Source organism: Streptomyces sp. CRCS-T-1 (assembly GCF_024442335.1).
In the GTDB taxonomy this organism is placed as follows: Bacteria; Actinomycetota; Actinomycetes; order Streptomycetales; family Streptomycetaceae; genus Streptomyces; species Streptomyces koelreuteriae.
Map to the genome: position 1 here is coordinate 6017113 of NZ_CP101651.1, position 24863 is coordinate 6041975.

21 protein-coding genes, 1 other RNA gene and 1 pseudogene are annotated in these 24863 nt (G+C 70.6%); 12 read left to right on the forward strand and 11 right to left on the reverse strand.

Annotated features, from left to right (window positions below; genetic code table 11):
* Positions 1-59: 59 nt before the first annotated feature.
* Positions 60-1268 (reverse strand): hypothetical protein, encoded by a 1209-nt coding sequence (locus NNW99_RS27265; RefSeq protein WP_215121811.1) that lies wholly within the window; start codon positions 1266-1268, stop codon positions 60-62.
* A gap of 257 nt (positions 1269-1525) precedes the next feature.
* Here NNW99_RS27265 and NNW99_RS27270 point away from each other — a divergent pair, with 257 nt between their 5' ends.
* Genes NNW99_RS27270 through NNW99_RS27280 form a run of 3 tightly spaced genes read left to right on the forward strand, consistent with a single transcriptional unit; the run spans position 1526 to position 4385 of the window.
* A complete protein-coding gene (locus NNW99_RS27270) occupies positions 1526-2389 on the forward strand; it encodes a Nif3-like dinuclear metal center hexameric protein (RefSeq protein WP_215121812.1) in 864 nt (287 codons plus the stop codon).
* On the forward strand, positions 2386-3129 hold the full coding sequence (locus tag NNW99_RS27275) for a zinc ribbon domain-containing protein (RefSeq protein WP_215124480.1): 744 nt from the start codon (positions 2386-2388) through the stop codon (positions 3127-3129). The genes NNW99_RS27270 and NNW99_RS27275 overlap by 4 nt, the downstream gene beginning before the upstream one ends.
* A gap of 20 nt (positions 3130-3149) precedes the next feature.
* A complete protein-coding gene (locus NNW99_RS27280) occupies positions 3150-4385 on the forward strand; it encodes a bifunctional RNase H/acid phosphatase (RefSeq protein WP_215121813.1) in 1236 nt (411 codons plus the stop codon).
* Here the strand turns inward: NNW99_RS27280 and NNW99_RS27285 are convergent.
* From NNW99_RS27285 to NNW99_RS27300, 4 genes are all read right to left on the reverse strand, one after another.
* The gene (locus NNW99_RS27285) at positions 4360-5007 is read right to left on the reverse strand and encodes a bifunctional 4-hydroxy-2-oxoglutarate aldolase/2-dehydro-3-deoxy-phosphogluconate aldolase (protein ID WP_215121814.1); all 648 of its coding nucleotides are present in this window, start codon (positions 5005-5007) and stop codon (positions 4360-4362) included. The two genes, NNW99_RS27280 and NNW99_RS27285, sit on opposite strands and share 26 nt — an antisense overlap.
* A 75-nt stretch (positions 5008-5082) precedes the next feature.
* Positions 5083-5865: a peroxide stress protein YaaA gene (yaaA, locus tag NNW99_RS27290; RefSeq protein WP_215121815.1), complete on the reverse strand. Its 783-nt coding sequence runs from the start codon at positions 5863-5865 to the stop codon at positions 5083-5085.
* 53 nt (positions 5866-5918) lie between these two features.
* On the reverse strand, positions 5919-6500 hold the full coding sequence (locus NNW99_RS27295) for a hypothetical protein (protein WP_215121816.1): 582 nt from the start codon (positions 6498-6500) through the stop codon (positions 5919-5921).
* Positions 6497-7252, reverse strand: coding sequence for a MerR family transcriptional regulator (locus NNW99_RS27300; protein ID WP_215121817.1), 756 nt, complete (start codon positions 7250-7252; stop codon positions 6497-6499). The genes NNW99_RS27295 and NNW99_RS27300 overlap by 4 nt, the downstream gene beginning before the upstream one ends.
* Before the next feature lie 124 nt (positions 7253-7376).
* On the opposite strand from NNW99_RS27300, the gene NNW99_RS27305 reads away from it, so the two are divergent.
* From NNW99_RS27305 to NNW99_RS27335, 6 genes and pseudogenes are all read left to right on the forward strand, one after another.
* The gene (locus NNW99_RS27305; protein WP_215124481.1) at positions 7377-7952 is read left to right on the forward strand and encodes a Uma2 family endonuclease; all 576 of its coding nucleotides are present in this window, start codon (positions 7377-7379) and stop codon (positions 7950-7952) included.
* 42 nt (positions 7953-7994) lie between these two features.
* Entirely contained in the window at positions 7995-8819 is an 825-nt protein-coding gene (locus NNW99_RS27310) for an AraC family transcriptional regulator (protein WP_215124482.1), read from the forward strand.
* Between the two features lie 82 nt (positions 8820-8901).
* Positions 8902-9618: pseudogene (locus NNW99_RS39200) on the forward strand (DMT family transporter); the annotation flags it as partial.
* Between the two features lie 118 nt (positions 9619-9736).
* Positions 9737-10148, forward strand: an RNA gene (gene rnpB / locus NNW99_RS27325) — RNase P RNA component class A.
* A 255-nt stretch (positions 10149-10403) separates the two neighbouring features.
* Positions 10404-12290: a DUF2075 domain-containing protein gene (locus tag NNW99_RS27330; RefSeq protein ID WP_215121819.1), complete on the forward strand. Its 1887-nt coding sequence runs from the start codon at positions 10404-10406 to the stop codon at positions 12288-12290.
* A 194-nt stretch (positions 12291-12484) separates the two neighbouring features.
* Positions 12485-14593 (forward strand): DUF2075 domain-containing protein, encoded by a 2109-nt coding sequence (locus NNW99_RS27335; protein WP_251058137.1) that lies wholly within the window; start codon positions 12485-12487, stop codon positions 14591-14593.
* 74 nt (positions 14594-14667) lie between these two features.
* Here NNW99_RS27335 and NNW99_RS27340 read toward each other — a convergent pair whose 3' ends face one another.
* The 5 genes from NNW99_RS27340 to NNW99_RS27360 form a co-directional block, all read right to left on the reverse strand.
* Positions 14668-14811, reverse strand: a complete 144-nt coding sequence (locus tag NNW99_RS27340; RefSeq protein ID WP_215124630.1) for a DUF6408 family protein — start codon at positions 14809-14811, stop codon at positions 14668-14670.
* Positions 14812-15299: 488 nt separating this feature from the next.
* Positions 15300-17291, reverse strand: coding sequence for an acetoacetate--CoA ligase (locus tag NNW99_RS27345; RefSeq protein ID WP_215121821.1), 1992 nt, complete (start codon positions 17289-17291; stop codon positions 15300-15302).
* Entirely contained in the window at positions 17288-18895 is a 1608-nt protein-coding gene (locus NNW99_RS27350; RefSeq protein WP_215121822.1) for a bifunctional 3-(3-hydroxy-phenyl)propionate/3-hydroxycinnamic acid hydroxylase, read from the reverse strand. Before NNW99_RS27350 ends, NNW99_RS27345 begins: the two co-directional genes overlap by 4 nt.
* A gap of 51 nt (positions 18896-18946) precedes the next feature.
* The gene (locus tag NNW99_RS27355; RefSeq protein ID WP_215121823.1) at positions 18947-19885 is read right to left on the reverse strand and encodes a fumarylacetoacetate hydrolase family protein; all 939 of its coding nucleotides are present in this window, start codon (positions 19883-19885) and stop codon (positions 18947-18949) included.
* A gap of 28 nt (positions 19886-19913) precedes the next feature.
* Positions 19914-21032, reverse strand: coding sequence for a VOC family protein (locus NNW99_RS27360; RefSeq protein WP_370869163.1), 1119 nt, complete (start codon positions 21030-21032; stop codon positions 19914-19916).
* 136 nt (positions 21033-21168) lie between these two features.
* Between NNW99_RS27360 and NNW99_RS27365 the strand changes: the two genes are divergently transcribed.
* Together NNW99_RS27365 and NNW99_RS27370 are read left to right on the forward strand one after the other, a co-directional pair.
* Positions 21169-21804, forward strand: coding sequence for a TetR/AcrR family transcriptional regulator (locus tag NNW99_RS27365; protein ID WP_215121825.1), 636 nt, complete (start codon positions 21169-21171; stop codon positions 21802-21804).
* A gap of 17 nt (positions 21805-21821) precedes the next feature.
* Positions 21822-22469: a TetR/AcrR family transcriptional regulator gene (locus tag NNW99_RS27370; RefSeq protein ID WP_215121826.1), complete on the forward strand. Its 648-nt coding sequence runs from the start codon at positions 21822-21824 to the stop codon at positions 22467-22469.
* Positions 22470-22478: 9 nt separating this feature from the next.
* Here NNW99_RS27370 and NNW99_RS27375 read toward each other — a convergent pair whose 3' ends face one another.
* Positions 22479-23087, reverse strand: coding sequence for a TetR/AcrR family transcriptional regulator (locus NNW99_RS27375; RefSeq protein ID WP_215121827.1), 609 nt, complete (start codon positions 23085-23087; stop codon positions 22479-22481).
* 149 nt (positions 23088-23236) lie between these two features.
* Between NNW99_RS27375 and NNW99_RS27380 the strand changes: the two genes are divergently transcribed.
* Positions 23237-24859 (forward strand): MFS transporter, encoded by a 1623-nt coding sequence (locus tag NNW99_RS27380; RefSeq protein ID WP_215121828.1) that lies wholly within the window; start codon positions 23237-23239, stop codon positions 24857-24859.
* Positions 24860-24863: the final 4 nt, after the last annotated feature.

The following is a 24863-nucleotide window of genomic DNA, read 5'->3' on the forward strand; positions in this document are numbered from 1 at the left end:
AGTGTAACCGGCACCCCTCACCCGTGATCCAGGCGGCCACGCCAACCGGCACTAGTTCGTTACATCCGTCCGAGCGGCGCTTGCTGCAGCGGCACCGGTCGAGGGGCGGAGGGGGTCGGAGCAGCCGCTTCCGCTGCCGGTCCCGGTTCAGGGGGATGCCCCGGTGCGGCGGTCGGGCCGGCTGTCCGCGCGCCCGCCTCCTGCCCCGATTCCTCGCCCGGCTCGGGCAACGGCACCGCAGCCCCGGGTGGGCTCACCTGCGCCACGCCGCACGGCACGACCTCCGTCGCGTACGGCAGCCGCAGCACTCCCTCCGGGGTCCACAGGCCGGTGCCCGCCAACCACCCCTCGGGCGCCGGGAGATGGTGCACCCGCCGCTCGGCCGGCCGCCACACGGCGACCCAGCTGCCCGCCGGCCCGTCCACGCGCAACGCCACCGCGCAGCTCTCCGGTGTCAGCACCTGCCCCGGCTGGATCGCGAACGGTGTGACCGCGCAGTCCCGCAACCGCAGGCACTCCGGGAAACGCACCGGCAGGGAACTGCCCAGGACACCCCAGCCCAGCCGGCCATGACCCGGCGACGGCGCGTCCGAGCGGACGATCAGCAGCCCGCTGTCGTGGTCGGCGAGCAGCAGCCGGTCGTCGCTGTAGGCGGTGATCTGCAGCAGGGGCGACACCTGGCCGCCGCACTCCAGATCCACCACGACGGTCTTGGTGGGCCCGCCGGTCTCCCGGTCCAGCGCCAGCAGCCGCCCGGCCGGGTCCAGCCAGACCCCGCCCGAGCAGCGGCCGGGCAACTCGGCCACCTGCTGAGGTCCGGCGGGGCCGCCCGCGATCAGCCACACCGCCGTCGAACGCCGGCCGACCGCCAGGGCGTACGCCCGCTCGCCGCCGGGGGCGGGCGGCAGCAGCCACAGCCGGGCCGCCGTGTCCGGGCACCGGATCGCGCCCAGGGGCAGCTCGCCGGTGCCGGGGCCGGTCGGGTAGAGCAGGGAGAAGGCGTGCCGCCCGGCCACCAGACGGTGGATGAGGACCCGCCCGTCGGCCATCGGCTGCACCTCGGTGCCCGGCTCCTCCGGCTGGTTGCGGGGCAGCGGCACCGCGTACGGCTCGGGGCCGTTCAGGGTCCAGCGCTCCGGGAACCAGGAGTCGCCGGCCGACGCCAGGCGTGCGGCGTAGGCACCGTCGGCGGAGAGCGCGCAGCTCACCGGCCCCGCCCTGTCACCGTCCTCGTGTCCCGCCGAAGGCTCGATCGCACAGGCAGTCATCGTTCGGTCACCTCCAGTGACGAACGTAGTTTTCATGCCACAGGTGGGGAATCCGGGCGCTCCGGCTTCACACATAAGGGTGTTCCAGGAACGATTCGCCTGAGGAAAAGGGTGCATTTGTGCTCGGCGGGGCGACAGGCGGCCGACGGGGCCGGTGTCGGTGGCCGGGGTGGCGGCCGGGACGGTCCCGGCCGCGGTGGCGGTAGCGGTGGCGGTGGCGGTTCAACGCCACAGATCAGACGGGTAGCCTTGCTCCCGTGCCCCGTCTGTCTGAAGTCATCACCGCGCTCGAGAACCTGTGGCCCGCCGAGCGGGCCGAGTCCTGGGACGCGGTCGGCACCGTCGTGGGCGACCCGGACCAGGAGGTCACCCGGGTCCTGTTCGCCGTCGACCCGGTCCAGGAGATCGTCGACGAGGCGGTGAAGCTGGGCGCCGACCTGCTCGTCACCCACCACCCGCTCTATCTGCGCGGCACGACGACCGTCGCGGCGACCCACTTCAAGGGCCGTGTCGTCCACACCCTCATCAAGAACGACATCGCGCTGCACGTCGCCCACACCAACGCCGACACCGCCGACCCGGGTGTCTCCGACGCCCTCGCGGGCGCGCTCGACCTGCGCGTCACCGGACCGCTCGTCCCGGACCCCACCGACCCCGAGGGCCGCCGGGGCCTGGGCCGCGTCTGCGCGCTGGACTCCCCGCTGACCGTCCGCGAGTTCGCCGCCCGTGCCGCCGAGCGACTGCCCGCCACCGCGCAGGGCATCCGCGTCGCCGGCGACCCCGAGGCGGTCGTCCGTACGGTCGCCGTCAGCGGCGGCTCCGGCGACAGCCTCTTCGACCATGTACGCGCGGCGGGTGTCGACGCCTTCCTCACGGCGGACCTGCGGCACCACCCCGCGGCCGAGTTCCTGGCGGATCGCGCCCACAGCCCCCTCGCGCTGCTCGACGCGGCGCACTGGGCCACCGAGTGGCCCTGGTGCGAGCTGGCCGCGAGTCAGCTCGACGAGATCTCCGACCGGCACGGATGGGACCTGCGCGTCCACGTCTCGAAGACGGTCACCGACCCCTGGACCGCGCACGCGGCCTCCACCACTTCTGACCCCCTGGGAGCCCCGAACTGAACGCCGAGCCCGCCGACCAGATCCGACTCCTCGACGTCCAGGACCTCGACGTCCGCCTCCAGCAGCTCGCGCACAAGCGCAAGTCGCTGCCCGAGCACGCCGAGATCGAGTCGCTCGCCAAGGACCACATCCAGCTGCGCGACCTGCTCGTGGCCGCGCAGACCGAGGAGAGCGACACCGCCCGCGAGCAGACCAAGGCCGAGCAGGACGTGGACCAGGTGCGCCAGCGCGCCACCCGCGACCAGCAGCGCCTGGACTCCGGCGCCGTCACCTCCCCCAAGGACCTGGAGAACCTCCAGCGCGAGATCGCCTCCCTCGCCAAGCGGCAGGGCGATCTGGAGGACGTCGTGCTGGAGGTCATGGAGCGCCGGGAGTCCGCGCAGGAGCGGACGGCCGAGCTGACCGAGCGGGTCTCCTCCGTCCAGTCGAAGATCGACGACGCGACCGCCCGCCGGGACGCCGCCTTCGAGCAGCTCGACGGCGACGCCGCCACCGCCACCAAGGAGCGCGAGGTCGTCGCCGGGTCCGTGCCCGCCGATCTGCTCAAGCTCTACGACCGGCTGCGCGCGCAGCAGGGCGGCATCGGCGCGGCGAAGCTGTACGCGCGCAGCTGCCAGGGCTGCCGGCAGGAGCTGGCCCTCACGGAGATCGCCGAGATCCGCAAGGCGGCGCCCGACACGGTGATCCGCTGCGAGAACTGCGGGCGCATCCTGGTGCGCACGTCCGAGTCGGGTCTGTAAGGGCGACAGGGGCGGTGGCCGTGCGGGAGTTCATCGTCGAGGCCGACGGCGGGTCGCGGGGCAACCCGGGGCCCGCGGGCTACGGGGCCGTGGTGAGCGACGCGGCGACGGGGGAGACCCTGCGGGAGGCCGCCGAGTACATCGGCGTCGCCACCAACAACGTCGCCGAGTACCGCGGTCTCCTCGCCGGCCTGCGCGCCGCCCATGAACTGGACCCGGCGGCCACGGTCCACGTCCGGATGGACTCCAAGCTCGTCATCGAGCAGATGTCGGGCCGCTGGAAGATCAAGCACCCCGACATGAAGCCGCTGGCGGCGGAGTCGGCCCGGGTCTTCCCGCCGGGCCGGGTCACGTACGAGTGGATGCCGAGGGAGCAGAACAAGCACGCGGACCGGCTGGCCAACGAGGCGATGGACGCGGGGGCCAGGGGGGAGCAGTGGTCGGAGGCGGCGTCGACGGCTGAGCTGGACGCTGCTCTCGATGCGAAGGCCGACCCCGACGAGCCCGACGCCAGTGCGCAGGACGTCCGAGCCGCAGCCGAGGCCGACGCCCGCTCGGCAGGGGCGAAGGCCGACGCCGACGCCCGTGCCGCCAAAGCCGTTGCCGCGCCCGGCTGGGCACCCGCCGACATGGGCGCCCCCGCCACCTTCGTCCTCCTGCGCCACGGCGAGACCCCTCTCACCCCCCAGAAGCGCTTCTCCGGCAGCGGCGGCACCGACCCCTCCCTCTCCGACGTCGGCCGGGAACAGGCCGAGCGCGCCGCCGCGCTGCTGGCGAGGCGCGGCACCATCCAGGCCGTCGTGTCGTCGCCGCTGGCCAGGACGCGGGAGACCGCCGGTATCGTCGCCGACCGGCTCGGGCTCGACGTGAGTATCGAGGACGGGCTGCGCGAGACCGACTTCGGCGACTGGGAGGGACTCACCTTCGCCGAGGTGCGCGAGCGCCACCCCGAGGACCTGAACGCCTGGCTGGCCTCTCCGGACGTCGAACCCACCGGCGGCGGAGAGAGCTTCGCGGCGACGGGCACCCGGCTCGCCGCCACCCGCGACAAGCTGGTCGCGGCGTACGCGGGCCGCACGGTCCTGCTCGTCACCCACGTGACCCCGATCAAGACGCTGGTCCGGCTCGCCCTCGGCGCCCCTCCGGAGTCCCTGTTCCGCATGGAACTCTCGGCCGCGTCCCTGTCGGTGGTCGCGTACTACGCGGACGGCAACGCCAGCGTCCGCCTCCTCAACGACACGTCCCACCTGCGCTGAGCCCCGCCGCCGCACGGGCCAGCGCCTCGACGCGCCCCCAGTCGCGGGCCGCGACCGCGTCCTGCGGGAGCATCCAACTCCCGCCCACACAGCCGACGTTGGGCAGCGCCAGATAGTCCGGCGCGGAGGCCGGGCCGATCCCGCCCGTCGGGCAGAAGCGGGCCTGCGGCAGCGGCCCGGCGAGCGACTTCAGATACGCCGTACCGCCCGCGGCCTCGGCCGGGAAGAACTTCATCTCCCGCACCCCGCGCTCCAGCAGCGCCACGACCTCCGATGTGGTCGACACCCCCGGCAGGAACGGCACCCCGGACGCCCGCATGGCGTCCAGCAGCAGATCCGTCCAGCCGGGACTGACCAGGAACCGCGCGCCCGCCGCCACCGACTCGTCGACCTGCCCGGGGCTGATCACCGTCCCGGCGCCGACCAGCGCCTGAGGCACCTGCCCCGCGATCTCCCGGATCGCGTCCAGCGCCGCGGGCGTCCGCAGCGTCACCTCGATCGCGGGCAGCCCACCGGCCACCAGCGCCCGCGCCAGCGGTACGGCGTCGCCCGCGTCCTCGATGACGACGACGGGGATGACGGGCGCGAGATCCAGCACGGAGGCGGGCAGGGAGGAGACCATGGCGGTATCCTGCCGCCCCCGCAGCAGCATGCGCAAAGCTCATTGCGCATGCTGCAACGATCGACCTCGGTCGGGTCAGTGCACCTCGTCCACCAGCACATCCAGCGCCCAGGCCTGCCCCGCCTTGGCCGGTGCCTCGGCCTCCACGACGTACCCGAGGTCCCGCAAGGCCGTGACCAGCTCGCCCGGGTCCTTCGGATCGGCCCCGGCGGTCAGCAGACCGCGCACGATCCGCCCCTTGGTCGCCTTGTTGAAATGGCTGACGACCTTCCGCGTCGGCGCGTGCAGCACCCGTACCGACGCCGTGCGCCCGGCGATCTCGCCCTTCGGCTTCCAGGCGGCGGCGTACGCGGCGGACCGCAGATCCAGCACCAGCCCGCCCCCGGCGGCCTCGGGAAGCACCGACGCCATCGCCGTACGCCAGTGCGCGCCCAGCGCCCCGAGCCCCGGCAGCTTCACCCCCATCGAGCACCGGTACGACGGAATCCGGTCCGTCACCCGCACGGCACCCCACAACCCGGAGAACACGAGCAGCGAGCGCGCCGCCCGCCGCTTGGCGGCGGCGTCCAGGGTCGCCAGGCCGAGGGCGTCGTAGAGCACGCCGGTGTAGATCTCCCCGGCCGGCCGCGCCCCCGCCGTCCGCAGCTCCGCGTTCTTCGCGACCTCGCCCCGCAGCCCCTCACTGAGCCCGAGCACCTCGCGCGCCTTGTCCTCGTCGCCGACGCACAGCTCGACCAGCTCGGTGAGGACGGCCTCCCGGGCGTCGGCCAGCCCGGGCAGCGACAGCGACTCCGGCTTCAGCGGGGCACCGCGGCCGGAGGGGGCCTTGCCTTCGGACGGCGGCAGCAGGACAAGCACGCGTACTCCTTCGATCGAACTCCGCCGACAGCGTACGGGGACCGGCGTCGACCTCAGACCCGCGCCCGGCCGAGGGCACGCGCGAGCCCGTCGGCGTCGTCGGCGTGGAAACGGATGACGCCGACCGGGCGCCGACGCCCGAAGAAGCCGACATGAGTGACGGGTTCCGTCAGCTCGACCGTGACGGTGGTCTGGGACCCCACCTCCACATTGAGCTCCCCGTCTGCCGGCTCATGCGTCATCCGCAGCTCGCGCCGCACCGAGGCGATCCGCTCCAGCGGCACCCGCAGATCGACATGGACGTACCGCCGGATCCGCAGCTCACCACCGACCAAATCCAGTACGTGCGGACGTACGACCGACGAGGCGTGCAGCCCGACGACGAAGACGACGCTGTACACGTCCACGAAGAGGAAGACGGCGTGCACGGTCGGCCAGTCCCGCAGCAGCACGGACATCGCCACGGTCTCGACGACACACACGAAGCCGAACCCGAACATCATCGCGCCCTGCCCGCGCGCGTACCCGAACCCCTGACCACCACCCCCGACCCCGTGCGTACGCCGCGCCACCCACAACACGAGACTCACGAGCACCCGCACCTCGTGCCGGACCAGCAGCCGCACGATCCTCATCGTCGCTCCTCGGCGAGCAGTCGCAGGGTCCGGCGGACCGCCTCCGCCTGGGCCGGGGCCAGGTCGTCGTAGAAGGCCCGCATGACACCGTCGTCGTGGTCGAGCTCCCCGACCTCCGGGAACAGCCCCGGGGGAATGCAGCCGGCCAGGGCCCGGGCGGCCCCGTCGACACGCGGATCGTCCGGCTCCGCCCCGGCGAGCGCGTCGAGCAGCGCGTACGCCTCATGGGCCCGCGCCACCGCCTCGGGACTCCCCAGCGCCTCACCCAATGACGACACGAGCTGCTCCCGTGCCTCGTCCGGCATGGCCGTCTCCAGGAAGGCCATGATCTCGCGGTCCTTGGCGGCCATGGGCGACTCCGACAGCCCCGCCGACCCGGCGAACAACGCGGCCAGCTCAGGCGACACCGGCCCTTCGACCGGCACCCCGCCCTCCGCCTCCAACAGAACCCGCAACCGCCCCCGCCGCTCCCGGATCGCCTCCTCCTGCCGCGCCAGATCCTCGTCCAACTCGGTCAGCACCTCGACCAGGTCCTTCCCGGCCTCGTCCGCCAGCACATCCCGCACCTCGGCCAGCCCCAGTCCCAACTCCGTCAGCCGCCGGATCCGCGCCAGCACGACAGCGTGCCGCAGCCCGTACTCCCGATACCCGTTCGCCAGCCGCTCCGGTTCGGGCAGCAGGCCCAGCTGGTGGTAATGCCGCACAGCCCGCGTGGTGACGCCGACGGCGGCGGCGAGTTCTCCGATCCGCATGGGACCAGTGAAGACGTTGACGTTGCGGCAAGGTCAAGCGACCACCATCGAGGGAACGCCTCCCCTTCCCCCGGACGTGATCCACGCCGTGGCCCAGTCTGGTCAGTGATCGTCGGAGAGGAGCATCATCGCCGTGGCGCAGGACCCGTACACCCGGAAGTTGCTGCTGGACTGGTTCGTCGAACTGGACACCCCGGAGGGCTTCCGGGCGGAGCTGGTCGAGGGAGAGTTCGTCCTTACACCGGTGCCGGACGGGCATCACGAGCACTGCATCAGCCGGATCGTGAGGCAGCTCCACCGGCGCTCCGAGTTCGACCTTCAGTTCTCAGGAAACAAGGGTCTGAAGCTGGGGCAGGCGCATGGCCTTCCTCAGGACCACGTGATCCCGGATGGCACGATCGTCGCCCGCGCACCACGGTTCTTCCGAGGGGCGCCCCCTTGGATGCCCTGTGAGGGAGTCACCATGGTGCTGGAGGTGACCTTCACCAGGCCGGATATCGACAGCGAGGTCAAACGCCGTTGTTACGCCCGTGGTGGCATCCCCCTCTACCTGCTCGTCGACCGCGACGCCTCCTCGACAACCCTGTTCAGCGAGCCGGAGAAGGACGACTACCGCCGGCTCTGCACAGCGGCCTTCGGTAGACCCCTCACTCTCCCCGACCCCTTCGCCTTCGGCCTGGACACCACCGACTTCCTCTGATCCTCTGTGAGTCGGGGGTACGACGTGAGCACACAGCACCGCATGCGAGAACAGGCCCGCTGGACCAGGGCACGCCTGGGCCGGGCCGGCCCGCCCCTCGACCTCCTCACCGCCCACTTCGACCAGCATGTCTACGCGCCGCACGCGCACACCGAGTTCACCATCGGTGTCACGGTCGGCGGCTCGGAGGTCATCGCCTATCGCGGCGGGCGGATCCACTCCTACCCCGGCTCGATCGTCGTCCTGGAACCGGGCGAGATGCACACCGGCGGCCCGGCCGCCGCCGACGGCTACGCCTACCAGGCCCTCTACGCCGAGCCGTCCCTCCTCACCGACGGCACCCTCGGCGGCGGGCTCCCGCACTTCCGGGACGCCGTCCTCCACGACCCGGACCTGGCCACCGCCCTCCGCCGCGCCCATACGGACATCAGCACCTGCCCCGACCCCCTGGAGGCTGAGTCCCGGCTGCCCTGGCTGCTCACGGCCCTGGCCCGCCGCCACTCGACAGCGCGGGCGATCGACGACACGGTCCCCGGCGCCGGCCCCATCGCCAGAGCCGTACGCGACCGCCTCGCGGACGAACTGCTGGAACCACCCTCCCTGGCCGACCTCGCCACCGACCTGGGCCTGTCCCGCTACCAACTGCTGCGCGCCTTCCGCACGACCATGGGCGTACCGCCGTACGCCTGGCTCGCCCAGCACCGGGTCACCAAGGCCCGCGGCCTCCTGGAGTCCGGCCTGCGCCCCGCCGAGGTCGCCGGCCTCGTCGGCTTCGCCGACCAGGCGCACCTCACCCGCTGGTTCCGCCGCGTGCTGGGCGTGACCCCGGCGGCATACCGCAACAGCGTTCAAGACACGGCAGGGTGAGACGGCCGAGACTCGCCGCATGACTGCACGCGGCTGGTTCCTGTTCTCCCTGATGGGAGTGGTCTGGGGCGTTCCCTACCTGATGATCAAGGTGGCGGTGGACGCCGTGTCCCCGTCCATGGTGGTGTTCACGCGCTGTGCGCTGGGCGCCGTGCTCCTGCTCCCCTTCGCGATACGCCAGGGCGGTCTCGGTCGTACCGTCCGGGCCCGCTGGAAGCCGATGCTGGCGTTCGCCGTCATCGAGATCGTCGGCCCCTGGTGGACCCTGACCGACGCGGAACGCCACCTCTCCAGCTCGACGGCGGGCCTGCTGATCGCCGGCGTCCCCATCGTGGGCGTGGCCCTGGCCCGCTTCTTCGGCGAGACGGAGCGGCTGGGGACGAGGCGGATGACCGGACTCGGCCTGGGCCTGGCCGGCGTAGGGGTCCTCACGGTCCCGCACCTGACGGGCGGCGACGCGAAGTCCCTGGCCGAGGTACTGGTGACGGTGGTGGGCTACGCGACGGCGCCTCTGATAGCGGCCCGCCACCTGAGGAACGTCCCGACCCTCCAGCTCATCGCCCCCTGCCTGGCCCTGGCGGCACTGGTCTACGCCCCGGCGGCGGCGATGACCTGGCCGTCGACCATGCCCTCCCCCTCGGTCCTGGCCGCGCTGGCGGCCCTGGGCGTCGTCTGCACGGCGATCGCCTTCGTGGCCTTCCTGGAGCTGATCAAGGAGGCGGGCCCGACCCGGGCGACGGTCTTCACGTACGTCAATCCGGCGGTCGCGGTGGCGGCGGGCGCGATCTTCCTGGACGAGCCGCTCACGGCGGGCATCGCGGCGGCGTTCACGCTGATCCTCGCGGGCTCGGTCCTGGCGACGGCCGGACCCGGCGGAAAGCGCCTCTCCCGCCCGGTACCATGGTCGACACGGCAGACGAGCCGGGCGGACGGCCGCGTGGAGTCCCCCTGACGGGGAGCTCCCCGAGGAACGTCCGGGCTCCACAGGGCAGGGTGGTGGCTAACGGCCACCCGGGGTGACCCGCGGGACAGTGCCACAGAAAACAGACCGCCGGGGACTTTGGTCCTCGGTAAGGGTGAAACGGTGGTGTAAGAGACCACCAGTGCCCAGGGTGACCTGGGCAGCTAGGTAAACCCCACCCGGAGCAAGGTCAAGAGGGGCCGCCTTTTCGGAGGCGTCCCTGCGCGGATGTTCGAGGGCTGCTCGCCCGAGTCCGCGGGTAGACCGCACGAGGCCGGTGGCAACGCCGGCCCTAGATGGATGGCCGTCGCCGACGGGACCGCGAGGACCCGCCGGAACAGAACCCGGCGTACAGCCCGACTCGTCTGCCGCTCCACATCGGGCCCTGCCGTGAGTGCGAAGCACGGTTCGACAATTGAAGACGGGCGTCAGGGCGTTGGCGGAGGAGATCAGGCACGACATGTGCTACCGCCACTCAGATCCCCGGTACGACGGCCCGCACCGCCAGGTACCCTAAAACACATCGTCAACGCGGCCCGACGGGCTTCCGTTCCACGCCGGTGGAACCTCGAAGGACATGCCCCCACCCGCACGAGCCTCTTCGTGCTGCCCGAGGGAAGTCCTTGCTGTTCCGCGCGTCTGCGAAAACGGTCGCCGCTATGGCGCTCGACAGTTCGCTCTATCTCCACCTCACCGAGCAGTTCACCCATATGCACGGCTACCGGCCCAACCCCTCGGAGGCGCGGTCCTGGGAGCGGAGCATCCCAGCGCTGACCGCGGCGCTCAATGACGCGGGTCTCGGTGACGTGGAGGTCATGCTCGAGTACGCGCTCCCGATGAACAGCAAGCGAGCCGACGCGGTTCTCGCCGGGATTCACCCACGCACGGGAGACCCCTCCTATGTCGTGGTGGAACTCAAGCAGTGGAGTGACGTCGTCCCGGACGAGGACGACCCGGTCCTTTGCCATGTCGCTTCCTTTACTCAGCCGGTCCTCAACCCCATCGAGCAGGTTCGTCGCTACTGCGAGTACCTGGTCAACTTCAACGGCGCGGTCGCCGGCCATCCGGAGAGGGTCGGGGGAGTGGCCTTCCTGCACAACGCAACCGAGTTCGATGTGGGTCCACTGCGCGAGATCGAGTCCGACCAGTGGGGCCAGTTGTTCGCGGGCGACACCCGCGGTGAGTTCATCGACTACGTCCGTGCCCGGCTCAGCTCTGGGCATCCGGGTGCCGCAACCGCTGACGCGTTGCTCGCGGGCAAGACAGTCCCGTCGAAGCAGCTCATGGCGGTCGCAGCACAGGAAGTTCGTGAGAGGGAGCAGTTCGTGCTCCTCGACGAGCAGCAGGTTGCCTACCGCAAGGTCCTCAACGCGGTGCGCAAGGCCCAGCAGTCGGACCACAAGGAGGTCGTGGTGATCACCGGCGGTCCTGGCACCGGCAAGAGCGTTATCGCCCTCTCCTTGCTCGGCGAGTTGTACCGGCGTGGCATCCCGGCTCTGCATGCGACCGGGTCCCAGTCCTTCACCAAGACGATGCGCAAGGTGGCGGGTGTCAGGAAGCGTGAGGTGCAGGATCTCTTCAAGTACTTCAACAGTTTCATGGCAACAGAGAAGAACAGTCTCGACGTGCTGGTCTGTGATGAGGCCCATCGCATCCGTGAGACGTCGGCCAACCGGTACACGCCGGCCGCGCGCCGGACCGGCAAGCGGCAGATCGACGAACTGATAGACGTGGCCAAAGTGCCCGTCTTCCTGCTCGACGAGCACCAGGTTGTGCGCCCGGGGGAGATGGGCACAGTGGAAGACATCCGAGCCGCAGCGGCACGCAGGGGTCTGAACTGCCCGGTCGTAAGGCTCGAAAGCCAGTTCCGCTGCGGCGGGAGCGACGCCTACTTGCGCTGGGTGGTACGGCTTCTGGACTTGGAGCCAGGCGGCCCGGTCGAGTGGGAACCCGATGACCGCATGGCACTCCTGATGGCAGACAGCCCGGAGGAGATGGAGAGCTTCCTGGATGGCCGCCGCGGCCAGGGATACAGCGCTCGCATGTCAGCTGGCTATTGCTGGCCGTGGTCCCCGGAACCCAAGCCGGGACAGCCCCTTCCGGCCGACGTGAGAATCGGCGACTGGGCGCGGCCCTGGAACTTGCGCGGCGATCGCTCAGTCTCCGGCGCACCCCCGTCCGCCTTGTGGGCCACGGACCCTGCGGGTTTCGGTCAGATCGGATGCGTCTACACCGCGCAGGGCTTCGAGTACGACTGGTCGGGCGTCATTATCGGCCCCGACCTGGTGTGGCGCGGCGACCGATGGGTGACGGACCGTACGGCGTCCAAGGATCCGGTGTTCAAGCGCTCGACACCAGACGCCGATGTGGATCGCCTGATCCGCAACACGTACAAGGTGCTGCTGACCCGCGGAATGGTCGGCACGGTGGTCTACTCCACGGATAGGGAGACGCAAGAAAAGCTACGAGAACTGCTGGGGGTCGGGCGGCGCGTGACTGTTACGGTGTGAACGATCGGCCGGACCCTGCAGCTATTCCGTCAACTTGCCGCTGACATGTTGTGAGTCGGCGGGAGGAGTTCGCACAAGCTGCCGTGCTCCCTAAGATCACCCATACCAATCGCGGCCCGACGGGCTTCCTCTGAGCGAGGACACGCCCCCACCCGCACGAGTCACTCGTGCCCTGGGGGAACCACCTCGTGTCCATGCTCCTGCTGAAGCTGTCTGCGCAGGACCTGCTCACTCTGAACTCGAGGCGCCGGATGGTGCCGCACCTCGCCGCCAGATACCGGTATTTCCGAGGGCGCGATGTGTCAAACACGGAACGGGAGGCATGGGCCGAAAGCCTGGTCGTGCTGGCGGAAGACCTGGTTGAGGCGGAGCGGGGCAATGTCGAGATGGTCGTCGAGTGCGCTGCGACGGTCGACGAACCTCAGAAGGGGGAGCCGCCCCTTATCGATGTCGTGCTTGTGGGCCGACACCCGGAGACGTGCCTGCCGTCGTTCCAACTCGTCGAGCTGAAGCGATGGTCAATGGTCACGCGGGTTGAAGCGGCCACCGCGGAGCTCGTGAGTGTCCCGGGATACAAGACGCCCAAGAAGCACCCTGCGTTGCAACTCAGGAAAACATACCGATTGTTCTCTGGAGACCAGGGGCCGCTACGTGGCATCACGGTCGAATGCGGCGGATTCGCGTACCTGCACAATGCTACCGATGACTCGGTTCGACCGCTGCTCGATACGTTGGCGCCGACCGGAGCTTATGAGCGTGTGTACACCCACGACAGTCGTGACCTGCTCCTTGCGGACCTGCGTCGACATTTCGCGGAGGATGGCGCGGCTTCCGAGGTCGAGCAACTACTGCGGTTCATGAATCTGCGCAACACGCCGCTTCTCGACGCGATGATCAGATCGCGCGGAGAGGACACGGTGTTCACCTTGCGTGGACAGCAGAAGAGAGTGGCGGCGAGTGTTCTGAAACGAGCCGCCCTTGTTCTCGGCAATCCTGATCAGCCCGCTCCGCCGCCGGATGACGAACGAGCGGTGTTCATCGTGACGGGTGGTGCAGGTACGGGAAAGAGCGCAGTGGGCCTACAGCTCAGGGCCGACTTTGAGGCAGCCGGCCAAACGGTGAAGTACGCCAGCGGAAGCCGTGCCTTCAACGGGGCACTTCAGGAGCAGGTGGGCTACACCGACAACGAGTTCAGGAAGAGGTTCGCCTACTTCAGCCACTTCGTGACGCCTCCGGACCCTCCCTTGGACGTCCTCATCTGCGACGAGGCGCATCGCATGAGAGAGCGAACCATCGACATGTATCGCCGAGAGGAGAAGTCGGGCAAGCAGCCTCAGGTGGACGATCTGCTGGATGCCTCTCGCCTCACGGTGTTCTTTCTCGACGAGAGCCAGTCCGTGCGACCCAAGGAAGTCGGCACGGTGAGCCTGGTCGAGGAGGCCGCAAGGGCGCGGGGGATCGTTCCACTCCACTACAAGCTCAGGGAGGAATGGCGCTGCGGGGGCAGCGACGCCTACATCCGCTGGGTGCGGGCCGTCCTCGACATCGAGGCAGGAACCACCGAGTGGACCCCCGACGGCTTGATGCATGTCGAGGTGGCCGACAGCCCAGAGGAACTCGAGCACATCATCAGGACCGAGGCGGAGGCGGGAGCCACGGCGCGCATGGTGGCCGGCTTCTGCTGGCCGTGGACCGAGCCGGTGGGGAAGGGGAGGGCCGCGCGCTTGGAGTCAGACGTGCGGATCGGTGACTGGCACCGTCCGTGGAATGCAAAGGGCGACTCCTTCCGCGAGAACGGATTGGTGCCCCCGTCCACGAAGTGGTCAGTGCACCCGTATGGCATCAACCAGATCGGCTGCGTCTACACGGCTCAGGGCCTGGAGTGGGACTGGTGCGGGGTGATCCTCGGCGAGGACATGGTGAGACGCGGCGACCGCTGGGTCTACCGCAAGGGGCAGTGGTACAAGGACTCCGAGAACAATGTCAAACGGGTCAAAGTGCCCGGTTCGTTCGACATGAAGCTCCGGGAGGGGACGGGGAGTGAGGCGGAAAGAGAGGAGGAGTTCGCGCGCTGCATTCGCCACGCCTACCACGTGCTCATGACCAGAGCGAGCCGGGCGACGGTGCTGTACTCCACGGATGAGGAGACACAGGAGTACCTCAAGACCTGCGTGGGTGACTTGCAGGTACACGGCCTGCGGCCTACGTGGGAAAATCTCCCTGCCGAGGCGCGGGTGCCGCATCTTCCCAGCCCGAATAGGAGGGGTAACGACACCTCTCCCGGGCAGGAGTTGCTCTTCTGAGGGATCCTCGTCGCATGGCCGAGGCCAGACAGGCGGAAGAGTGGCGGGCTCGCCGGGCCCGCCACAGGCCTACCTCAGATGAGGTGGCGCGCTGCCACCGCCAGTGCCTCCCACACGAGGTTGGAGATCACGCTCGCGGCGACGCCGACCAGGATCTCGCGGATCCAAGGACGACGCGCAGGCTTGTACTCGACCGGTTCCATATAGGCCCACTCCATGGTGTGAGTTCGGAACGGTAGGACCGCCCTACCGGGCATCCGTCCCATCCGTCACTCACATCCAGCGGACTGGACCGTGGACTCCGCCTCGTACCCTCCGGGAAGGTGCGCAGCAGTAGGAGCTTATCGCAACGCGATGCGTTCCTGATCGGGCCAACAACCTGGCGGTTTGCTGGATTTAGAGCGCCGTAGGCCGCGGGGTGGAGGCCGGGAGCGCCTGTGCGTGTAGACGTCATGCGTACCGGTTCCTGCATACCGTCAACGATCCGCCACCGCGGTCATCTCATTCATGGCCGCTCCGCCGACGTGACCTGTGGGAGATGTCGCGTCGCGGGAAAGAGCTGGTGGTTCGACTGTCGGGAACCTCCCGGCGGTTGGCCGACATACTCTCCGGTCCGGTCCGCGTCGTCGCCGACCGCGCAGGGCAGAGCGTCTTCGACAGGCCGTACAGCCCGCGTCGTATGCCTTGCTTCAGGACGCCGTCGTTCTCATGTCCCGCCCCTCTGCTCACGGTGTTCCGCCCCCAGCCGCGCGTAGTACTCGATGAGCTCCGGGGTATCCACTGTTGCAGGATTGACGACCTGCTCCGCAGGCGCGCCCTGGAGGAGGCGTTTGACGGGGATCTCCAGTTTCTTGCCGGTGCGGGTGTGGGGGATGGCCGGGACCTGGAGGATTTCGTCGGGGACGTGGCGCGGGGAGGCGCCGGTGCGGATCGCCGTTCTGATCCCTTCGCGGAGGTCTTCGTCCAGGGGGACCCCGGTCGCCGGCACCACGAACAGCGGCATCCAGTAGCCGCCGTCGGGCTCCTCCGCTCCGATGACCAGGGCCTCGGCGATCTCCGGGAGGCGTTCCACCGCGTCGTGGATGTCGGCGCTGCCCAGGCGGACGCCGTTGCGGTTGAGGGTGCTGTCGGAGCGGCCGTGGACGATGACCGAGCCGTGCGGGGTGAGGGTGATCCAGTCGCCGTGGCGCCAGACGCCGGGGTAGGAGGAGAAGTAGGCGTCGTGGTAGCGGGTGCCGTCGGGGTCGTTCCAGAAATGGAGGGGCATGGAGGGCAGGGGGCGGGTGATGACCAGTTCGCCTACCTGGGCGGTGACTGGGAGGCCTGCCTCGTCGTAGGCGGACAGCGCTACGCCCAGGTGGGGTGCCGACAGCTCGCCTGCCCATACGGGGGTGGTCGGCGCGCTGCCGGCGAAGGCGGAGACCACGTCCGTGCCGCCGCTGATGGAGGCGAGCAGGACATCGGCGCCGACGTGGTCGCGGACCCAGGGGTAGGCGGAGGCCGGGAGGGTGGAGCCGGTGCAGCCGATCACGCGGACGGAGGAGAGGTCGTGGGGTGACGGGTCGATGCCGAATTTGGCCATGCCCAGCAGGTATTGGGGGCTGGTGCCGAAGACGGTTACCCGGTGGCGGGCGGCCAGGTCCCAGAGGATGTCCGGGCGGGAGAGCGGCGCCGGGCTGCCGTCGTACGTGCAGGTCGTGGCGCCGGTCAGCAGGGTCGAGGCGACCAGGTTCCACATCATCCAGTGGGTGGTCGTGTACCAGAGGAGGCGGTCGCCCGGGCCCAGGTCCGAGTGCAGGGTCAGGGTCTTGAGGTGTTCGAGCAGGACGCCGCCGTGGCCATGGACGATGCCCTTGGGGAGGCCGGTGGTGCCGGAGGAGAAGACGACCCACAAAGGGTGGTCGAACGGGACCGGGGTGCAGACCAGTTCCTCGGTGCGGGTGGTGGCGTCCTCCCAGGGGATCGTCAGGGAGGGGTGGGTGGTGCCGGGCCAGGGGAGGCCTACGTGGTCGACCAGGAGCGTGGCCTTCGACGTCGGGAGGGCTTGCGCCAGTTCGCGCGTGGCGTCGCGGCGGTCGTGCGTCGTGCCGTTGAAGAGGTAGCCGTCGGCTGCGATCAGGACCGTGGGTTCGAGCTGGGCGAACCGGTCGGAGGCGGCTCGGGGCGCGTAGTCCTGGCCGCACACCGACCAGACCGCGCCCAGGCTCGCGGTGGCCAGGAACGCGACGATCGTGTGTGGGGTGTTGGGCAGGTAGCCGACCGCCCGGTCGCCCCGTCCCACTCCCAGGTCGCGCAGGGTCGCGGCGAGCGAGGCGACTTGGGCGCGCAGGCGGTTCCCTGTCACCTCGTATCCGGAGCCGGTCTCGTCGAGGGCGATGATCGCCACGTCGTCGTCGGGGAGGTTGCGCAGGGCGTGGTGGGCGTAGTTGAGGGTGGCTCCGGGGAACCAGCGGGCGCCCGGCATGGTCTCCTCGGCCAGCACCTGCTCGTACGGGGTGTCCGACTCGATGGCGAAGTACTCCCACACCGCGCCCCAGAAGCCTTCCAGGTCGGTGACCGACCAGTGGTGCAGGGCGCTGTAGTCGGCGTCGGCCGCCACGTCCCGGTGCCGGGCCGCCGCCCAGCGGGTGAAGTCCGCGATGCGGCTGGTTGCCGCGGCCTCCGGATCGGGAGTGAAGAAAGAGTCCGGGTACTTCATCTCGGTGCTCCTCGGCGCGCTTCGAGCAGTGGTGGGGTGTGGGTGGTGGTGTGCAGCAGGGGCGCCCAGGTCGTGGCTGCCGTGAACTCGACGTCCCCGTGCGGGATCACGTCCATCACGACCCGGTCCGGGCGCAGGAGTGCGGCGTCCGCTCGTCCCGTGCGCAGCCATGCCGCGAGTCGGCCGTCGTCGCCGAGGTCGGTCACGAGGATCGTCCTGGCGCCGAGGGCGTTGGCCAGCGCTTGGAGAGAGGGGGACGGTGGCCCCGTCATCAGGACCGCGAAGGAGTCGCCCAGCAGGGTGTCCAGGCGGGTGCGGTGTTCCGGGGGCCCGGCCGCCGTCACCCACGGTTGCGGGCAGACGTGCCCCACCAGACGGCGGCCCGCCCCGAGAGGGCGGCGGCAGACCAGCGGGCCCGTGGTCAGGGCCGGAGTGAGGTCGCGGGCGGCCGCCGTGCTCAGGCCGGGGATACGGACCGCCGCGTTCAGGGCGCCGCGGCGGAGGGCCGCGGCGCCGTCCTGGCCGCCGGTCATCGCCCAGCCCATCGCGACTGCGAGCCGGATCATGTGGCGGGCGTGCGGCTTGCGTTCGGTCTCGTACGTGTCCAGCAACCGTTCGTCCGCTCCCCGCCGGAGGACGGCGGTGAGCTTCCACGCCAGGTTGTGCGCGTCCCGCAGGCCCGCGCACAAACCCTGCCCGATGAACGGCGGGGTCAGGTGGGCCGCGTCGCCCAGCAGGAAGACCCGGCCTCGGCGCCAGTGGTCGGCGATCCGTGCCCGGAAGGTGTAGCGCGCCTGGCGCAGCACCTCGAATTCGGCGGCGTGCGCCAAGTCCACCCATGGGGCGACCAGTTCTCGCAGCCGCTCCCGAGTTGGTTCCGTGTCGTCCTGGACGCGGAACTCCCAGCGGTAGCGGTCCTCGCCGATGCGCATGAACGTCGCCGGGCGCCGTGGATCACAGATCTGTTCCACGCCTTCCCAGCAGCGGACCGGGAGGCTCGTGCGGACGTCTACGACGGTCCAGCGTTCCTCGAAGCGCAGGTCCTCCCAGCCGGCGCCGATGGCCTCGCGGGTGAGGCTGTTGGCGCCGTCGCAGCCCAGGACGGCGTTCGCCCGCAGTACGTGTTCGCCCGTGTCGTCGCGGTACGTCACGCGCACCGGACCGTCGTCGTCCATCTCGGCCTGCTCCACGCCGACGACCTCCACCCCGCCGCGCAGCTCGCACTCCGGCCTGCGTGCCAGCGCCTCACGCAGGACCCGCTCCAGCTCCGGCTGGTCGAACATGCTGGTCTGCGGGAAGCCGTGGGCGCCCCGCGCGGCGCGTGGGAACTCCGCCAGCACCCGGTGTCGGGCGTCCAGCAGCCGGAGGCCCCGTGCGGGGCGGGCGATCGCGGCGAACTCCGCCTCGACCCCGGCGGCCTGGAGGATGCGGCGGACCTCGTCGTCGGCGGCGACGGCGCGCGGCAGGGGGTAGACGTCGTGGTGGCGTTCGAGGACGACGGTACGCACGCCGCGCCGGGCCAGGAGGAGGGCGGCGGTCACGCCCACGGGGCCGGCTCCGACGATCACCACTGGTGCGGAGGCCGAGGGGGACTCGACGGTCATGTGCGGCTCATTCGGGTGTCGGAGTCTGGTCTTCGGTTTCGGTCGCGCGGGTCATTCCGCGTGGGACACCGGCGTGCGCTGCTCCCCGAGGTCCATGCGCCCGTCCGGGGTGGCGATGGTCGCCGTCACCACGTCGCCGTGGCGCAGGTAGCGGGGGTTCTTCGCCTGGGTCTTGAAGAACGTCTTCCACTTCACGGCGGGCGGCAGCAGCGCGGCGATCTTCTCGACGGGCTTCGGCGGGGCCTTGAGGGCGGTGCCGCCGGGCGTGCCGGTCAGCAGCAGATCGCCAGGGTCGAGGGTCTGGAAGCGGGCCAGCAGGGTGAGTGCCCGGGCCGGACGGACGATCATGTCGGTGAGGGTGCGGTCCTGGCGTGGCTCGCCGTTGACCGACAACCGCAGGCGCAGGTCGGGGAGATGGGCGAAGTCCTCCGGTTCCAGGAGGCAGAGGGCGGGGCCTGTCGGTGTGAAGGTGGGGTACGACTTGCTCTCGTAGAACTGGGTCTTCGTCAGCTGTACGTCCCGGGCGCTGACGTCGTTGGCGATCACGAGTCCGGCGACGTACGACGGCAGATCGCCTTCCTCTACGACGGTGCCGACGCTCAGCGGCGCGCCCATGACCAGGCCCAGTTCGATCTCGTAGTCGAGGAGCCGCACGTGCGGCGGGCGGACGATGGTGTCCTGCGGGCCGCTGATCGAGCCGGACGCCTTGCGGAAGAATGCGGGCGGGATGTCGCCGGTGAAGCCCGAATCGCTGGCGTGGCTGCGGTAGTTGACCATCTGGGCGATCACCCGGCAGGGGGTGGTGACCGGGGAGAGGGGTGCCAGTTCGGCGACCGGTGTGCCCGCCTCGCCGGACAGAGCCGCCTCCCGTACGGTGGCCCGGTCGGCCAGCAGTTCGGCCGTGGTGACGGCCTTGGTGTCGACAGGGACGGCGCGGTCGCCGAGGGCGACCCACCAGCCGTCGGTGGTGCGCAGGACGTTCGTACTCACGTCGGTGCCTTCATCTCGTGGGCGGTGGTCAGGAATTCGCGGCCTTCAGCAGGCCCAGCAGCCGTGCCGGGTCCAGTTCGTTGTCGCCCCGCAGGGCCTGGACGACGTCGCGGACCCGTTGCGGGGAGGGGCTCGCGCCGAGGAAGTCGCGGGTGGCCGGTGGGCCCCACTGGGCCAGGCCGCTCGTCGACATGGGCGCCCAGCCCGGCTCGATGTCGCAGGAGAACAGGTCGCCGTCGGCGTAGTGCTCCAGCATGAGACGGTCGGGATCGCGCCAGTAGTCGAAGAGCTGGCTGCCCTGGATGTGCCGGCCGATGCCCCAGCTGCGCCGGTAGCCGCGCTCGGACAGGTACTCGCCGCCGGCGGCGATCGAGTCCAGGTCGGTCACCTGGTAGGCGGAGTGGACGTAGCCCGTGCCCGGCCCCAGATGCATCGCCAGCGTGTGGTGGTCCACGGCGAGGCCGCCCTGGTCGCAGCGGATGAACGCCATGGTCGGGCCGCGCTCGCGCTGCCCGTCGAGGAAGAGGAAGTCGGACACGATCATGCCGAGCGTGTCCAGGTACCAGTCCAGGGCCCGGGTGAACACGCGGGTCTCCAGGACGACATGGCCCAGTCGCTGGATCCGGGACGGTTCGCGTGGGGGGCGTTGCGTGGCGTTCGTACGGGGGTGCCCGGTGCCGGTGTTGAGGGGGAGCGGCCGTTGTTCGGGCAGGGCCGACAGGTCCTCGCCGCACACCACCACGCGTACGGGGAAGCCCGAGGGGTCGAGCAGGGCGACCGCCTTTCCGCCGCCCGGCACATCGGCGTCCCGTACGGCCGTGCCCGTGGCCCGGGCCAGCCGGTCCAGGTCGGGCCGCTCCGCCGCGCGGAAGGCCGGGCCGATGAAGCGGGACGTACGGCCGCGCCGGATCACCATGCACGGTGAGCCCGCGAAGGTGCCGCGCAGCCACAGTTCCCGCTCGGTGCGGGCGGCGATGGCGAAGCCGAAGTCCCGGGCGAAGACCTCGGCTCGGTCCAGGTCCGGCTTCTCGAACTCCAGCCAGGCCAGGTCGGCCACCTTGATCACCGGGTTCCGGGAGCGGCCAACGTGCTCGCCACGCAGGGCGCCCCGCTCGCTGTGGAGGTCCTGATGGGCCGTCTTGGACATGACGTCCTCCATGCGACATCGCTGAATTGAGGAAATCATCAGCTTTGACTCTTCGATCGTCAATAGTCGCCCGCGCTGAAACTGAGGATTTCGTCAGAACTGTGGCGCCCCGCGGGGGGTTGTTAGACTCGCGCGCATGCCGTCGTCAGCCCCGCCCCGCAACCGCTTCGAACGGCGCCGTGCCGAGACCCGTCAGGCACTCGTCCGCGCGGCGCGGCAGATCCTCGCCGAGACCGGGGACACCAGCGCGAGCATCCAGCTGATCGCGGAGCGCGCGGACGTCGGCTTCGGCTCCTTCTACAACCACTTCGAGTCGAAGACGGAGCTGTTCGACGCGGCGGTGCGGGACGCCCTCGAAGAGCTGGGGCAGACCTTCGACGAGCATCTGAACGGCGTCGACGACCCGGCGGAACTCGTCGCGACCGGCTTCCGCCTCAGTGCGCGCATGGCCGACTCCCGGCCCGAGCTGATGCAGGTACTGCGCCACCGCGGCCTCGGACACATCCACTCGGAATCGGGCCTCGCCCCGCGCGCGGTGCGCGATCTGGAGGCCGGGATCGCCTCCGGCCGGTTCACCGTCACCGATCCCACCGTCGCCGTGACCGCCCTGGGCGGCTCCCTGCTGGCGCTGGTGGAACTGCGGTTCGCCCGGCCCGAGCTCGACGGCGACGAGGCCGCGTCCAACCTGGCCGAGATGCTGCTGCGCATGCTGGGAGTGCCGCCCGAGGACGCCCGTGACGTCGCCCGCCGCCCCCTGCCCGACCTCGACTGACAGGGGCTTTCAGCGCCATGACCAAACCCGTCGTCCGTGAACCGCTGCGCCGCAACTCCCGCTCCAACCGCGCCCGCATCCTCGCCACCGCCCGGCAGGAACTCGGCCGGAACCCCGATGTGACCCTGGAGGAGATCGCCCGGGCCGCCGGGGTGGTCCGCCGTACGCTCTTCGGGCATTTCCCGGGGCGCGCGGCCCTGCTGGAGGCGCTCGCCGAGGAGGCGTCCGAGACCCTGCGCGGCATCGCGGCCGGGGTGCCCGACGCCGAGGAGGCGCCGGAGCGGGCCCTGGCCCGGTTCGTCCTGTCGATCTGGCCCGTCGGCGACCGCTACCGGCTGCTCCTCTCCCTCGCCCGCCAGGACCTGGGCACGCAGCGGGTGTCCGAGACCCTCGCCCCGGCCCGTGACGAGGCCACCGCGATCCTGGAGCGCGGGCAACGTGCGGGGGTGTTCCACGATCATCTGCCGGCGGCGGTGCTGAGCGCGGCGCTGGAGGCCGTCACCCTCTCCCTTCTGGAGAGCGTCAACACGGGCGCCTGGGAGGACGACGGGACCCGGACGGCGGTGGCCACGCTGGTCGCCGCGGGGGTGTCGGACGAGGCCGCGACGTCGATCGTGCGGGATGTGGCGTCGGAGATGCGGGACGGCGACGCTTCCGACAGCTGATTGCGGGGTTCAGTGGGCCTCTGACCCGCTTGTGAGTTCATCCCGGGGGTCCACAGGGGCATCCGCCCCCACCGTGATCAGTGCCGCCCTCGCGCTGCGCGTCCCGTCGTCGCTCCAGGTGCCGGCGTTCACGCAGTCCAGGAGGGCGAGGAGGAGCCTCTCCAGTGCTCTGGCGAGCGGGGCCGGTGGGATGGCCGTGCGGAAGACGCCCTGTCGCTGTCCGTGTTCGATGATCGCCGTCGCCCTGTCACGTGCGGGGGCGAGGATCTCGTCGACCCGTGCCGTCCCCAGGTCCTGCGGCGCGAGTCTCAGCAGGATGCGATAGCGGTCGCCGACGGGCCAGAGCGCCAGGACGAAGCGCCGTAGCGCGGTGACGGCGTCGGAAGGGGGATCCGGGGCCGTCGCCAGGGCGTCGCGCAGCGCCTCCGCGGCCTCGGCGGCAAGGCCTTCCACCAGCGCGGACCGGCCCGCGAAGTGGCCGTAGACCGTGCGGCGCACCACCCCGGCTGCCGCCGCGATGTCCGTGAGGCTGCTGTCGGGGTCGCGGCCCAGTTCCCGTCTCGCCGCTTCCAGGATGCGGGCCCTCGTGGCGGGTGCCGGGCGGCGTGGGCGGGTCATGGCGGATCTGACCTCCGGGCGACGAGGGAGGGCGGCTCGACGGGCGCCTCGATATTTGCACACCGGTGGGCAATAAACTAGTCTGCACATCGTTGGGCAAATAACTGCCCCGTTGCTTTGCCCGCCGCTTCGCCCCCGAGGAGCCTTCGATGCCGCTGCTTGCCGACACACCCGCCGAGAAGATGACAGCCCCCTATCCACGGCGCTGGTGGGCCCTGCTGGTGCTCTGCCTGAGCCTGCTGATCGTCGTCATGGCGAACACGTCGCTGATCGTGGCGGCGCCGGACATGACCAAGGACCTGGGCCTGACCAGCAGCGACCTGCAGTGGGTCGTCGACGGCTACACCGTCCCGTACGCCGCGCTGATGCTCGTCCTGGGCGCGATCGGCGACAAGTACAGCCGCCGCGGGGCACTGATCCTCGGTCTGCTGATCTTCGCGGGCGGCTCGGTGATGGGCGGCATGGTCGACGAGACCACCCTGGTCATCACGGCCCGCGCGATCATGGGCATAGGTGCCGCCGTCGTCATGCCGGCCACCCTGTCCCTGCTGGTCGCGATCTTCCCGAGGCGGGAGCGGGCCAAGGCCATCACGGCCTGGAGCGCCACCTCGGGCCTTGCCATCGCCGCCGGGCCGCTCGCCGCGGGCTGGCTGCTGGAGAGCCACGCCTGGGGCTCCACCTTCCTGATCAACGTCCCCATCGCGGTCCTCGGCGTCGTCGGCGCGCTCCTTCTGGTGCCGCCGTCCAAGGCCGAGCGGATGGGCGCGATCGACTACGTCGGCGGGCTGCTCTCCATCGTCTCCATCGGCTCCCTGGTCTACGCGGCCATCGAGGGCCCGCACTTCGGCTGGGGCACCGGCCCGATCACCGCGGCCGTGGTCGCCGGTGTCGGCCTGCTCGCCTTCGTCGCCTGGGAGCTGCGCCACCCCAACCCCATGCTGGACGTGCGCAAGTTCAGGGAGCGCCCCTTCAGCGGGTCGATGCTCGCGGTGCTGTTCTTCTTCTTCGGCACCTTCGGCTCGATCTACTACGCGACCCAGTTCCTGCAGTTCGTCCTCGGCTTCAGCGCGCTGGAGACCGGCGTACGGCTGCTGCCGCTGGCCGGAGCCGTCTTCGCCGGTGCCGCGGTCACCGGCCGGCTGGCCCCGAAGCTGGGCGTGAAGCTGGTGGTCGGGACCGGTATGGCGCTCGGCACGGTGGGCGTCCTGCTGCTCACGCGGATCGAGTCGGGCTCCACCTACACCGACTTCCTGGCGCCCCTGCTGCTGCTCGGCTTCGCGATCGGCCTGAGCCTGTCCCCGGCCACCGACACCATCATGGGCTCCTTCCCCGAGTCGGAACTGGGTGTCGGCGGCGGCGCCAACGACACCGCCCTGGAACTCGGCGGCGCCCTCGGTATCGCCGTCCTCGGCTCGCTCCTCGCCACGTCCTACAAGGACAAGCTGACCGACCTGGTCGGCGGTCACCTCCCGGCCGCCGCGATGGACACCGCCCAGGACTCGGTGGGCGGCGGCCTCGCGGTCGCCCAGCAGGTCGCGAAGACCCCCGACGGCGGCGTCCGGCAGGCCCAGGCGCTCATCGACGCGGTGCACGAGTCCTTCGCCCACGCCATCGCCCAGACCAGCCTCGTCGGCGCCGTCATCATGGCCGCCGGAACCATGATCGTCATCGCCGTGCTGCCCGGCCGCAAGGCCACGGTCAAGCCCGGCGACGACGACCCGGTGGCGGAGGCGGACCGGGACGAGGAGTACGCGGAGTCGGCCCAGCGGTGACGCC

Bases quoted from the DNA above. Each gene is read 5' to 3' on its own strand.
- NNW99_RS27345 (WP_215121821.1), bottom strand. From the start codon at position 17,291: ATGAAGTACCCGGACTCTTTCTTCACTCCCGATCCGGAGGCCGCGGCA.
- NNW99_RS27300 (WP_215121817.1), bottom strand. From the start codon at position 7,252: ATGCGGATCGGAGAACTCGCCGCCGCCGTCGGCGTCACCACGCGGGCT.
- NNW99_RS27285 (WP_215121814.1), bottom strand. From the start codon at position 5,007: ATGGTCTCCTCCCTGCCCGCCTCCGTGCTGGATCTCGCGCCCGTCATC.
- NNW99_RS27265 (WP_215121811.1), bottom strand. From the start codon at position 1,268: ATGACTGCCTGTGCGATCGAGCCTTCGGCGGGACACGAGGACGGTGAC.
- NNW99_RS27360 (WP_370869163.1), bottom strand. From the start codon at position 21,032: ATGTCCAAGACGGCCCATCAGGACCTCCACAGCGAGCGGGGCGCCCTG.
- NNW99_RS27340 (WP_215124630.1), bottom strand. From the start codon at position 14,811: ATGGAGTGGGCCTATATGGAACCGGTCGAGTACAAGCCTGCGCGTCGT.
- NNW99_RS27380 (WP_215121828.1), top strand. From the start codon at position 23,237: ATGCCGCTGCTTGCCGACACACCCGCCGAGAAGATGACAGCCCCCTAT.
- NNW99_RS27370 (WP_215121826.1), top strand. From the start codon at position 21,822: ATGACCAAACCCGTCGTCCGTGAACCGCTGCGCCGCAACTCCCGCTCC.
- NNW99_RS27350 (WP_215121822.1), bottom strand. From the start codon at position 18,895: ATGACCGTCGAGTCCCCCTCGGCCTCCGCACCAGTGGTGATCGTCGGA.
- NNW99_RS27375 (WP_215121827.1), bottom strand. From the start codon at position 23,087: ATGACCCGCCCACGCCGCCCGGCACCCGCCACGAGGGCCCGCATCCTG.
- NNW99_RS27365 (WP_215121825.1), top strand. From the start codon at position 21,169: ATGCCGTCGTCAGCCCCGCCCCGCAACCGCTTCGAACGGCGCCGTGCC.
- NNW99_RS27335 (WP_251058137.1), top strand. From the start codon at position 12,485: ATGCTCCTGCTGAAGCTGTCTGCGCAGGACCTGCTCACTCTGAACTCG.
- NNW99_RS27295 (WP_215121816.1), bottom strand. From the start codon at position 6,500: ATGAGGATCGTGCGGCTGCTGGTCCGGCACGAGGTGCGGGTGCTCGTG.
- NNW99_RS27310 (WP_215124482.1), top strand. From the start codon at position 7,995: ATGCGAGAACAGGCCCGCTGGACCAGGGCACGCCTGGGCCGGGCCGGC.